The 10,873-nt window shown below is 55.5% G+C and carries 10 protein-coding genes; 5 read left to right on the top strand and 5 right to left on the bottom strand.

The features are described from left to right. The first annotated feature begins 143 nt into the window (after positions 1-143). The 5 genes from hpaD to ACR0EK_RS15410 all read left to right on the top strand — a co-directional run bounded on the left by hpaD (position 144) and on the right by ACR0EK_RS15410 (position 5,280). Positions 144-995 carry a 3,4-dihydroxyphenylacetate 2,3-dioxygenase gene (gene hpaD / locus ACR0EK_RS15430; RefSeq protein ID WP_480967921.1) on the top strand — a complete coding sequence of 284 codons (852 nt, stop codon included), beginning with the start codon at positions 144-146 and terminating at the stop codon, positions 993-995. A gap of 93 nt (positions 996-1,088) precedes the next feature. Beyond that, on the top strand, positions 1,089-2,561 hold the full coding sequence (locus ACR0EK_RS15425) for an NAD-dependent succinate-semialdehyde dehydrogenase (RefSeq protein WP_480484356.1): 1,473 nt from the start codon (positions 1,089-1,091) through the stop codon (positions 2,559-2,561). Further along, a complete protein-coding gene (locus ACR0EK_RS15420) occupies positions 2,561-3,415 on the top strand; it encodes a fumarylacetoacetate hydrolase family protein (RefSeq protein ID WP_480774243.1) in 855 nt (284 codons plus the stop codon). The genes ACR0EK_RS15425 and ACR0EK_RS15420 overlap by 1 nt, the downstream gene beginning before the upstream one ends. Then, positions 3,412-4,212 (top strand): 2-oxo-hept-4-ene-1,7-dioate hydratase, encoded by an 801-nt coding sequence (gene hpaH, locus ACR0EK_RS15415; RefSeq protein ID WP_480900595.1) that lies wholly within the window; start codon positions 3,412-3,414, stop codon positions 4,210-4,212. The genes ACR0EK_RS15420 and hpaH overlap by 4 nt, the downstream gene beginning before the upstream one ends. A 12-nt stretch (positions 4,213-4,224) precedes the next feature. After that, positions 4,225-5,280 (top strand): aldolase/citrate lyase family protein, encoded by a 1,056-nt coding sequence (locus tag ACR0EK_RS15410; RefSeq protein ID WP_480484353.1) that lies wholly within the window; start codon positions 4,225-4,227, stop codon positions 5,278-5,280. A gap of 144 nt (positions 5,281-5,424) precedes the next feature. Here the strand turns inward: ACR0EK_RS15410 and ACR0EK_RS15405 are convergent, their stop codons facing one another. The 5 genes from ACR0EK_RS15405 to ACR0EK_RS15385 all read right to left on the bottom strand — a co-directional run bounded on the left by ACR0EK_RS15405 (position 5,425) and on the right by ACR0EK_RS15385 (position 10,845). Next, positions 5,425-6,654 carry an AGE family epimerase/isomerase gene (locus ACR0EK_RS15405; protein ID WP_480774241.1) on the bottom strand — a complete coding sequence of 410 codons (1,230 nt, stop codon included), beginning with the start codon at positions 6,652-6,654 and terminating at the stop codon, positions 5,425-5,427. 67 nt (positions 6,655-6,721) lie between these two features. Further along, the gene (locus ACR0EK_RS15400) at positions 6,722-7,789 is read right to left on the bottom strand and encodes an ABC transporter ATP-binding protein (protein WP_480484351.1); all 1,068 of its coding nucleotides are present in this window, start codon (positions 7,787-7,789) and stop codon (positions 6,722-6,724) included. 11 nt (positions 7,790-7,800) lie between these two features. Further along, complete coding sequence (locus tag ACR0EK_RS15395) at positions 7,801-8,643, bottom strand: carbohydrate ABC transporter permease (protein ID WP_209506774.1); 843 nt, start codon at positions 8,641-8,643, stop codon at positions 7,801-7,803. A 10-nt stretch (positions 8,644-8,653) separates the two neighbouring features. Continuing rightward, positions 8,654-9,604 (bottom strand): carbohydrate ABC transporter permease, encoded by a 951-nt coding sequence (locus ACR0EK_RS15390; protein ID WP_480898649.1) that lies wholly within the window; start codon positions 9,602-9,604, stop codon positions 8,654-8,656. Continuing rightward, on the bottom strand, positions 9,586-10,845 hold the full coding sequence (locus tag ACR0EK_RS15385; protein WP_209599091.1) for an ABC transporter substrate-binding protein: 1,260 nt from the start codon (positions 10,843-10,845) through the stop codon (positions 9,586-9,588). Before ACR0EK_RS15385 ends, ACR0EK_RS15390 begins: the two co-directional genes overlap by 19 nt. Positions 10,846-10,873 lie beyond the last annotated feature (28 nt).

The following is a 10,873-nucleotide window of genomic DNA, read 5'->3' as shown; positions in this document are numbered from 1 at the left end:
GGCGGCAACTGGAGCTTCGAGTTCTACATGGAACAAAAACACGTCGGCTTCGCAACCGGAAATCACAACATCATGCAGCTGGGGAAGTGAAAACGACTGCACTCGAAATACGCGCTAAGAAACTCTAACTCCAGGAGGAGACCATGGGAGAAATCGTACTTGCCGCCAAAATGACTCACGTGCCTACCCTGCTCATGTCCGAGCAGGAAGGACCGATCAAAGGCAAGCGTCAACCGGCTATTGATGGCCACCGGGAGATTGCTCGTAGCGCCAAGGAACTGGGCGCAACAACTGTTGTCATCTGTGATACGCATTGGGTGTTGAACGCGGCCTTTCACATAAACGCCAACGACCATTTTGAGGGTCTATTTACATCGAATGAATTCCCCCAGTTCATTCAGGACCTGCCCTATAAATATGAGGGCAATCCCGAATTGGGTGATGCGATTGCGCGGATTGCGACCGAAAAGGGTGCTTATACGTTGGCCCATCACCTGGACAGCCTTGAGGTGGAATACGGCACGCTGGTGCCGATGCGGTTCATGAGCCGTGAACACGAAATGAAAGTGGTGTCGATCGGTGCGTGGTGCACTGTGCACGCTCATGACGAAAGCCGTATCGTCGGCGAGGCAATCCGCGAAGCAGTCGAGGCCAGCGACGAAAAGGTGCTGCTGGTTGCGTCGGGTTCGCTGTCGCACAAGATCTGGGCCAACAAGGACTATGCCGCCAATAACGGCACTTTCACAATCAGCTCAGAATTCAATCGCCAGATGGATCTGCACGTGCTGGAAATGTGGAAAAACGGCGATCACGCTACGTTCCTCAAGATGCTGGGTGACTATGCCAACTTCTGCTGCGGTGAAGGTTCGATGCATGATACCGCGATGCTATACGGCGCACTCGGCTGGGACGCTTACGACAAGAAATGCGAGGTTGTGACCGAGTATTTCCCGTCCTCGGGCACCGGTCAGACTAACGTCATATTCCCGGTCTGAGGGTCGCGGTTCCCATACCGATTGCTTGCCCCTGGTGCCTTTTGGCGGGGCAAGCCGTTGATCTATCTAATTCGAACTGATGCAGGTCCCCAAATGTTTCCTTTGAAAGACCCCGGTTTGCTGCGAGAGGCTGCCCTTGTAGGTACACGCTGGATTGAAGCTGACCCGGCCAACGGCCTTGCCGTCACCAACCCTGCCACCGGTGAAGTTATTGGTCATGTTCCCAATCTGGGCGCCGCCGAAACCGCCGAAGCTATTGCTGCCGCCGAGACCGCGCGCCACGGGTGGGCTAAACGCACCGCCAAAACGCGTAGTCAAATTCTGCGTCGCTGGTACGAACTGATGATGGAGAACCAGGACGATCTGGGTGCCATCCTGACAGCTGAGCAGGGCAAGCCACTGGCCGAAGCCAAAGGTGAGATCGCCTATGGTGCCAGCTTCATTGAGTGGTTCGCAGAAGAGGCCCGCCGCGCCTATGGTGATGTCACCCCAGGCCACGCGCCAGACAAACGCATCCTGACGATCAAACAACCCATCGGGGTTGTAGCCGCGATTACGCCGTGGAATTTCCCAAACGCTATGATCACGCGCAAGGCTGGCCCTGCTCTGGCGGCGGGCTGCTCCATGGTTCTGAAACCGGCCAGCCAGACTCCATTCTCAGCTATCGCGTTGGCGGTTCTGGCCGAAAGAGCGGGCCTGCCTGCGGGGCTGTTCTCGGTCGTCACCGGCTCAGCCCGTGGCATTGGCGGCGAGATGACCGGGAACCCGACAGTACAGAAACTGACCTTTACCGGTTCGACCGAGATCGGAACGCTTCTATATGCGCAATGCGCACCAACGATCAAAAAACTGGGGTTGGAGCTGGGTGGCAATGCGCCCTTCATTGTTTTCGATGATGCTGATCTGGACGCTGCTGTGGAAGGAGCGGTGATCGCCAAGTTTCGAAATAATGGTCAGACCTGCGTTTGTGCCAACCGCATTTACGTGCAGGCCGGTGTCTACGATTCCTTTGCCGCCAAGCTGCGCGACAAAGTAGCGACTTTGCCCACTGGTAATGGCTTTGACGAAGGTATCATATTTGGTCCGCTGATCGATCAGGCGGCAGTCGACAAGGTTGCTGAGCACATCGCTGATGCGACCTCGAAAGGTGCCGAAGTCACTCTGGGCGGCAAGTCGCACGATCTGGGTGGCACATTCTTTGAGCCAACCATTTTGACCGGTGTTACTTCGGAGATGGCGGTCGCGACCGAAGAGACGTTTGGCCCGGTCGCACCCCTTTTTAAGTTCAACACCGAAAGCGAAGTCGTCGCTGCGGCAAATAACACCGAGTTCGGCCTTGCCTCATATTTCTATTCCCGCGACCTGGCTCGCGTTTGGCGAGTTTCCGAGAAGCTGGAATATGGCATGGTCGGAATCAACACCGGCCTGATCTCGACTGCGGAAGCTCCGTTTGGCGGGGTTAAGATGTCTGGTCTGGGCCGTGAAGGCTCGCGCCATGGGCTGGATGACTTCATGGAACTCAAATACCTGTGCATGGGCGGCATCGACACCGCCGAGGAGGCTTAATGCGCTTTGCTACTTTTACCACCGAAGGGGATACCTTTTTTGGCGCGATTACCGATGATGGTGCGATTGCCCTGAACGGTGATTTCCCCGAGTTTTCCAGCCTGTATGAGGTCATCGCTGCGGGTGAGTTTAGCCGGTTGGCTGCGGCGGCCGAGGGTAAGCCTGTGACCCATTCCGATTTCACCTATGAAATGGTGATGCCGGATGCACGTCGCATTCTGTGCGTCGGCGTGAACTTTCCGGACAGAAATGCGGAATACAAGGATGGCAGCGCGCAACCGGAATATATGTCGCTGTTCCCCCGCTTTGCCAGCGGTTTTACCGGCCACAACCGCCCGCTGATCCGTCCGCCGGAAAACCACACGCTGGACTACGAGGGCGAAGTGGCCATTGTAATCGGCAAGGCGGGTCGCCGGATATCGCAGGACGAAGCCTATGAGCACATCGCCGCGTTGACGCTGTGCAACGAAGGCACGATCCGCGATTGGGTGCGCCATGCCAAGTTCAACGTAACTCAGGGCAAGAACTGGGATAATTCAGGGTCGATCGGCCCTTGGCTGGTGCCCTTCACCGACCCGGCGCAATTGGATGACGCCCGCATTCAAACCCGCGTCAATGGTGAGTTGCGTCAGGACGACACCCTCGACCGCATGATGTTCCCGATCCGGCGCGAGATCGAGTATATCTCGACCTTCATGACCCTGAAACCGGGTGACATTATCGTAACCGGCACCCCCACCGGTGCGGGCGCGCGCTTTGACCCGCCAAAATATCTTGCACCGGGTGACGTGGTCGAGGTTTCTGTCGAAGGTATCGGCACCCTGCGCAACACAGTCGAGGATGAGAAGGCATGACACCCGAAGAGCATGCCCGCGCAGCAGCCGACCTGCTTCAGGCCGAACGCACCGGCGACCAGATCGGTCTGCTGAGCCTGCGCCACCCCCAGATGGGTATGGACGACGCTTATGAGGTGCAGAACGCCATCTATCGCCAGAAGCTGGCTGAGGGTCGCAAGGTCATCGGGTGGAAAATCGGTCTGACATCGAAAGCGATGCAATATGCGCTGAACATCAATATTCCCGACAGCGGCATCCTGTTTGATGATATGGCGTTTGAAAACGGTGGTACGGTCCCTGCGGGCCGTTTCATTCAGCCCCGGATCGAAGCTGAAATCGCCTTTGTCATGAAATCCGCCGTCGGTGGCGAGAATGTCGGCCGCGACGATATCGTATCCGCCACGGACTACGTCTCACCGGCGATTGAAATTCTGGACACACGTATTCAGCGTCGGGACCCCGAGACCGGCAAGGCCAGAACCGTCTTTGATACGATCAGCGACAATGCCGCCAATGCAGGGATTGTGCTGGGTACAGAGCGCCACGCGATTGACGAATTCGACCTGCGCTGGGTTGGTGCCTTGACCTTCCGCAACGGTGAGATTGAGGAAACCGGCCTTGGGGCCGGCGTATTGAATGATCCTGTTGAAAGTGTTGTCTGGCTGGCCCGGCGCATGGCGCAATACGGACAAAGTATTGAACCCGGACAAGTGATCCTGTCGGGCAGCTTCATTCGCCCCGTCGAATGCCCGCCAAGCACAGAAATTCACGCCGATTTCGGACCCTTCGGCTCGGTCGATATCAAATTTGATTGAAGGAGCACCTTAATGCCCGCGCCAACAAACCCCTTCAAGGCCGCACTGAAAGCCGGAAAACCCCAGATCGGATGTTGGATTGGGATGGCCAATGCATATGCCGCCGAAATCGCCGCCACATCCAGATTTGACTGGCTGCTTGTTGACGGGGAACATGCCCCGAACGATCTGCGGTCTATCCTTGAGCAAGTGAGGGTCATCGAAGGCACAGGTAGCCAGCCGGTAGCGCGCCTGCCAATTGGCGAGACCTGGATGATCAAGCAATATCTCGATGCTGGCGTCCAAAGCATATTGGTGCCAATGGTTGAAAGCGGCGATCAAGCGCGGGAATTGGTGCGCGCGGTGCAATATCCACCACATGGAGTTCGAGGCGTTGGGTCTGCTCTGGCGCGTGCTTCGCGTTTCGCGGCGATCCCGGATTACCTGACAACGGCAGGCGACCAGATTTGCCTGTTGGTTCAGGTGGAAAACCGCCTTGGCCTGGATGCACTGGATGACATTCTGACGACAGATGTCGACGGCGTATTTATCGGTCCGTCAGATTTGGCCGCGGATATGGGGCACATCGGCAATGCTGGCCACCCCGACGTGGTCGAAGCGGTTTTGGACGCGTTGTCAAGGATCGTGGCAGCGGGCAAGGCAGCGGGCATCCTAACGTTGGACCCCGTGATGCAGCGCAAGTGTCTGGATCTTGGGGTTACGTTCCTGGCCACGAATATCGACGTAACACTTTTTGCCAAGTCTATGCGCGGGGCGGCCGAAACTGCGTTGGAAATGTTGCCAGACCAGTGCGCGTCTGGAAATGCGCGAACAGAAATGGCCAGCAAGTATCTTCAGCAGTTATGCAAGCACTGGTCCCACAAAGGGCAAGTCGAATTTGGCGCAACTGAAGGAAACGTTTCGTTTGAAAACCGGCGCGCGGTTGCGATGAAAGCGACGGACGAAGGGCTGGAAATAGTTGCTTCAGTCGGCCCACGTGAGGATTTGAACTTTTGGATGGGTGTTATAGAGGACCACCTGAAACGCTTTGCGTTTCGCGAGGAGTTCGAGGTTGTTTGGAATGCATAGCGCTGGAATGCAAGGGCAACCGAGCGCGCCCGGGACTTTCGGACACCGCCGCAGGCTACGATTTGTAGTCTGCGGGTATTCGACAAGATCCTGCACCGGATTCTGACTCGGGTAAAACAAGCCGCAACTGCGGATTTTCCAAACCTAAAGCGGCATCAACCTCGATAGACGTTGTGACAGTGGAAACAGACAGGCTTGCAACGAGTGATAGATGTCCGGCTTGCCGTCAAAGATGGATGTCACAACAGCCCCTGCCCCATCTACTGCTGGATACCAGCCGCCATGCTGATGATCGACAAATGTTTCATTCGCATAGGTCCAGAGCTTTCTGTACCACTCCTCGTCTTCTGGCCTTCTGTCAAGCACGATCAGAGCGGCAACCGCCCCGATGGCTTCGGTGATGGGCCACCAGAACCGCGAAGCGTTGGCAACGCGGCCATCAAAATCAAGTGTGTAGGCCAACCCGCCATCAGGCAGCCACGCATCTTTCAAAGCCTGCGCAATCAGGTGGCGCGCCGTGTTCGGAGTATTAGGGCTCGTTCGGCCTGACAAATCCCAATGCTGAAGCTGAAGCCGACCCAATTCGAACGAATGCCCCGGCGTTGTTCCGGAAGGCCTGAACATCGGATCGCCCGCATAATCTCGGTTAATTTGCCAATCAGACGAATAGTGTTCGGGAAGCCGCCAGTTTTCACCGGGTGCAATTTTGCCAATGAAAAAGTCCAGAATGCGACCGGCGCGGGACAGGTAGGTTTCGTCCCCTGTTGCCTCAAAGGCAGCCAGCATCGCCTCAACGCCGTGCATATTGGCATTCATTCCACGATATGCGGAAAACGGCGTCCAATCCCTGTTCCATTCATCGCGAAACAGGCCCGCTTCTTCGTCCCAGAAGTGTTTTTCCAGAACATTTCGGACATCTGTCATTAGTTTGTCTGCATCCGGGTGACCCGCCATTTTCGCACTTGCCGAGGCAAGAAGGACAAAGACGTGCCCATAAGCAAGCTTGCGGTCATCCTTGATCTGATCCCCTTCCAGCGCCCAAAGATATCCGCCGTGGTCGCGATCTCGGTGATGGCTTTCAAGAAATGCCATACCGTGATCAATGATCCGTTCAGCACCTTGAAAACCAGACAGATGTCCTAATGCATAAGAATGAATCAACCGGGTTGTCGTGTGCAGCTCCTGCAGCTTGCCGGGCAGCGGGCGACCATCGTGACCAAGTGTATAGAACCCGGGCTCATCCCGGCAACTCGCGCTGAAGAACGTAAGTTGCCGCTTGGCCTGGTTCATCAACCAATCGCGGTGTCTTGGCGTTTCAATCCAAAACCCGGTCTCGGACTGTGACCCCGGAAGCAATAACTGATTGTCGTTCATCTAAATATCCCGCGGATGGAGTCCTGTCGTGCGCGACTTGGCCCGATCTTCCAAATTGCCCATCATCTCAGCAAGCACGTAGCAACGCTGTACCATCCGAGGCAAACAGATGTGCATTCTGTGCTTGAATGCGCAAACCGAGGCGATCCCCGGATTTCACGGGGATATTGCCATGCTTGCGCACCATCATGGGGCCGATCCCCTCAGCATTGACGTAGATGTTCGTGTCCGACCCCAGATGTTCAACAACATCCGCAACGGCGGACAGATCACCGGCACCGTTTTCCACAACATCGATGTGTTCCGGCCTTACACCCAGTTCTTTGGCCTCAGCGGCAAGGGGTTGATCGAGAATTTTAATTTCAACTCCATTCCCGACATTCACACCAGTTTCAGTTCCCAATACAGGCACAACATTCATGGTGGGTGAGCCGATAAACTGCGCAACAAACTTGTTGGCCGGTCTTTCATAAAGCTCAAGCGGGCTGCCGACTTGCTGGATGTCGCCTGCGTTCAGAACAACGATCCGATCTGCCAGCGTCAACGCTTCGACCTGATCATGGGTCACGTAGATCATGGTCGCGCTGAGCTTTTGATGCAGCCGCGCAATCTCCAGCCGCATCTCGACACGCAAAGCGGCGTCAAGGTTTGACAATGGCTCGTCAAACAGAAATGCGCGCGGGTCTCGGATGATGGCCCGCCCCATAGCAACCCGCTGACGTTGACCACCTGAAAGGGCCTTGGGCAAGCGATCCGTCAATTTGGTCAATCCCAGCGTCTCTGCCGCCTGGGCGACCTTTGATATGCGTTCAGCCACCGGAGCTTTGCGGATTTCCATCGAGAAACCCATGTTCCGAGCGACATCCATATGCGGATAGAGAGCGTAGGATTGGAACACCATCGCGATGTCCCGGTCCCTTGGCCTCACATCGTTCATACGCTCGCCATCGATCAGAAAGTCGCCGCTTGATATCGGTTCAAGACCAGCAACCATGCGCAGCAAAGTGGACTTGCCGCAGCCTGACGGGCCGACCAGAACGATGAACTCACCATCCTGAATTTCAAGGTTGATGTTGCGCAGGACCTCAACGGATCCATAGCGTTTTGCAACGTCACGAAGTTCGATACGTGCCATGATCTGGCCTCCTATCCTTTGACCGCGCCGGACGTGAGGCCCTGCACGAGATAGCGTTGAATGAAGATGAAGAAGAGGCAACTTGGGATCAGCGCCAGCACGCCGGCCGCCATCATTTGTCCCCAATCGACCGAGAATTTGGAAACAAATGTCAACAAGCCAACCGGGAATGTCATCGCGTCGTTCTTTGAAATCAGCATCAACGCAAACAACAGCTCGGACCATGCGGCAGTAAAGACAAATCCAAGCGTCGCCCCGAGACCGGGCAATGTCAGTGGGAACACCACTTTGCGCAGCGCCTGAAACCGCGTACAGCCATCCATCATCGCAGCGTCTTCCAGATCTTTGGGAATGCCATCAAAGAAAGACTGCATCAGGAAAGTAGCAAAGGGGATGTTGAACGCAGTGTAGACAACGATCAGACTTGTCAGCGAATTCAGCAGTCCGAGGTCGGCAACAATCTTATAGATCGGTGCAATGATCATCAGAAGCGGGAACATCTGGGTGATAAGCATCAAGGCAATGATGATGCGTTTGCCCGCGAAAACGAAGCGCGAAAAGGCATAGCCCGCCCCAGCCGCAAACAGAGTAGTAAAGAACGCAGCCCCCAGCGACACCACAAGAGAGTTCCGGAAATAGGCCACAAAATCGGTCTGAAAGATAACCGTTTTGAAGTTTGAAAAGGTCACCTCGCTTGGAAACAGGCGGGTGCCCTCTGAAAAGATCAGTGCGTCCGGCGTCAACCCGATCTTGAGCAACCAATAAAGCGGGAACAACGCAAAGATCAGATAGAACGCAAGTGCCGCGTATTTACCCACAACCAGCAGGGGGTTGGGTTTCCTGACAGCTGACATGGTCAACTCCTCAAATCTTGACCAGCTTCTTGCGAAGCCAGAGCAGGATAACGGCGTAAATCAGAAGGATCAGCAACAGCGCCACAGCAATGGTTGACGCGTAGCCGAAGTCCAATTTGCGAAAAGCGGTGGTGAATATGTAGGTCGACAGGATTTGCGTCGAATTGGCAGGCCCGCCGCCGGTCATCACATAGATCAGGTCGGCGAAATTGGCGATCCAGATCGTCCTCAGCATCACGGTGATCGCGATCATCGGAGCAAGAAACGGCAACGTGATCTTGGTGAAGGTCTGCCAGGGGGTCGCGCCATCGACTTCTGCGGCCTCATAAAGCTCATCGGGTATTGATTGCAAAGCCGCCAGCAGCGTGATCGCAAAGAACGGCACGCCAAACCAGATATTTGCTGTGATCGGACCCCAAATGGCAAGCTTGGGGTCGCCAAGGATATTGTAGGGCTCTGACAGAATGCCAAGCGCGGCCAGCCAATGCGGCAGCGGGCCGATGACAGGGTTGAAAAGCCACGCCCAAGTCAGCGCGGAAAGGAAGGTCGGGACAGCCCAGGGTAGGAAAACAAGCGCCTGAAAAAGTTTCTTTCCAAAGAACTGCGTGTTCAAAAGCATGGCAAGGCCAAGGCCAAGCAGAAACTGGAACGTTATCGACCAAAAGGTCCAGAACAGCGTGTTCTCCATCGCGATCCAGAACTTGCGGTCTCGCCACAGGTCAACGTAGTTTTCAAACCCGATCCAACCAGACGCAAAAGGCTTTAACAGCTCAATGGATTGGAACGAATATGAGATTCCGATGATTAGCGGAACCATGATCACCGCACCGATCAAAAGAATTGCGGGCGACAAATAGAAAAAAGGCTCGACCATGTATTGCAGGTAGAGCGAGCGTCGTGCCCGGGTTTCCCCGGGCCTGACAGTTTTCTGAATGCGCGAAATCACTGTTTTGCCTTCCACTTGGCATGCTCGTCGGTGAGGAACTCTGCCCACTCATCCGCGACGTCCTGCGCACTGCGCTGTCCCAACAGGGCTTCCTGACTGGTTTCCAGCAGAAGTGTGCTGCCAAAATAGCCCCACTGCTCCAGGTTGGTTGGCATTGTTGTCGGCACATATTGCTCACCGTTCAGTTCTTCGAACCAGCCTTTGAATTGCTCGGTCTGGAAATGAGGATCCTGATCGGCGCCTTTGTGGATCGGAATGACGCCAACACGCTTTGCCCACGTGGCGTTGGCTTTGGGCGTCGACAGGGCCGCAACCAGATCAAAGGCTTCGTCTTCATGTTCAGTTGCATTGAAGATCGACCAGCCTGCGAACCCAATGGTCGGGAAAGCTTTGCCCGAAGGTCCAACAGGCATCGGAATGACCGCGAAATCTTCGGCAGGCATCCGCTCGGCAATAGCGATCAGTGCATCCGGGTCCTGATCGAGGAACGCACAGGTGCCGGAATAAAAACCAGCCACAATCTCGTTAAAGCCCCAACTGACGGCGTCCTTGGGCGCATATCCGTTCTGATACATGTCGATCATGAACTGGATGCCTTCGACCGAGCCGGGCTCGTTGATGCGGCTGACACCGTCTTTTGTGAAAAACTCGTTGGTGCCGTTCATGGCTGCGGCGAACATGATCCAGCCATTTGTTCCACCGGGACCACCGCGCAGACAGTATCCGTACTTGCCGTCAAGCTCGGACACCGCGGCAGAGGCAGCCTTGAACTCTTCCATCGTAGTCGGAGGGGTGTCGATACCGGCTTCGGCCAGCAGTTTTTTGTTGTAGAACATCGCCCGCAGGTAGAAGCCGTACGGGATCATATAGAGATCACCCGCCTGGCTGCCCATGGCAACGGTCTTGTCTGTCAGCGTTGCCCCGTGTTCCCATCCAGCGACATGGTCCTTGAGACTGACCAGCTGATCGGACCCGGCATAAAGAGCCTGCCAGGTATCAGGCATTTCAACCACATCCGGGATGTCGCCACCTGCCACCATTGTCGCCAGCTTTTCGAACGCGTTGCCCCACGGCAGCGATACAATCTCGACAGTGACGTCGGGATTATTGGCTTCAAATTCATCAACCAGCCCCTGAAGCACCTCTGTACGCTCGGGGCTCGTAATAACCTCGACCAGTTTCAGTGTGGTCTCGGCATAAGATGCCGAACCCATGAACACGGCCGCAGCCGTCATTCCTGATAGTAGTTTTTTCATGTTTTCCTCCTGTTGATTTTATTGAGCG

This window comes from Ruegeria sp. AE4 (genome assembly GCF_056542185.1).
This window is presented reverse-complemented; position numbering and strand designations above follow the sequence as displayed.

Coding starts and splice junctions, on each gene's coding strand:
- hpaD (WP_480967921.1), top strand. CDS start 144: ATGGGAGAAATCGTACTTGCCGCCAAAATGACTCACGTGCCTACCCTG.
- ACR0EK_RS15425 (WP_480484356.1), top strand. CDS start 1,089: ATGTTTCCTTTGAAAGACCCCGGTTTGCTGCGAGAGGCTGCCCTTGTA.
- ACR0EK_RS15420 (WP_480774243.1), top strand. CDS start 2,561: ATGCGCTTTGCTACTTTTACCACCGAAGGGGATACCTTTTTTGGCGCG.
- hpaH (WP_480900595.1), top strand. CDS start 3,412: ATGACACCCGAAGAGCATGCCCGCGCAGCAGCCGACCTGCTTCAGGCC.
- ACR0EK_RS15410 (WP_480484353.1), top strand. CDS start 4,225: ATGCCCGCGCCAACAAACCCCTTCAAGGCCGCACTGAAAGCCGGAAAA.
- ACR0EK_RS15405 (WP_480774241.1), bottom strand. CDS start 6,654: ATGAACGACAATCAGTTATTGCTTCCGGGGTCACAGTCCGAGACCGGG.
- ACR0EK_RS15400 (WP_480484351.1), bottom strand. CDS start 7,789: ATGGCACGTATCGAACTTCGTGACGTTGCAAAACGCTATGGATCCGTT.
- ACR0EK_RS15395 (WP_209506774.1), bottom strand. CDS start 8,643: ATGTCAGCTGTCAGGAAACCCAACCCCCTGCTGGTTGTGGGTAAATAC.
- ACR0EK_RS15385 (WP_209599091.1), bottom strand. CDS start 10,845: ATGAAAAAACTACTATCAGGAATGACGGCTGCGGCCGTGTTCATGGGT.